Raw genomic sequence first — 483 nt, 5'->3', positions numbered from 1 at the left:
CCCGGCGCTGCAGGCGGCCGAGGAGGCGGCGAAGGAGAAGTCCGGGATCTGGGACAAGCTGCTCTTCTGGAAGACGCCCGACGCCCCGCCTCCCGCGGCAGAGACGCCGGCCCGGAAGGAGGCCACGCGCCAGACCGCGATCTCGATCCTGCTCGGCGCGCTCGGCGTGGCCATCCTGCCGAACACCAAGGTGATCCAGATCTCGGTCGTCACGCCCTCGGCCCGGAAATCCGCGAAGCTCTCGGATGCGGTGGCCGCGGCCTATGTGCAGGACCAGGTCACCACCAAGGTCCAGGCCACCGAACAGGCGAGCAGCTGGCTCGCCGACCGGGTGCAGGAGTTGCAGAAGCAGCTCGAGACCTCCGAGACCCGGCTCTCCGACTTCACCAGCAGCACCTCGCTGATCAGCGCCGACACGCTTTCCATGATGGAGCGCCAGCTGAAGGACCTGCGCGGGCGCATCACCGCGACCGGGCAGGCGAT

1 pseudogene is annotated in these 483 nt (G+C 69.2%); it reads left to right on the top strand.

Annotated features, from left to right (window positions below):
- Positions 1-483, top strand: a pseudogene (locus tag CVV76_RS25090) (chain-length determining protein); the annotation flags it as partial.

The sequence above is a fragment of the Acidimangrovimonas sediminis genome, from assembly GCF_002871005.1.
In the GTDB taxonomy this organism is placed as follows: Bacteria; Pseudomonadota; Alphaproteobacteria; order Rhodobacterales; family Rhodobacteraceae; genus Acidimangrovimonas; species Acidimangrovimonas sediminis.
This window is presented reverse-complemented; position numbering and strand designations above follow the sequence as displayed.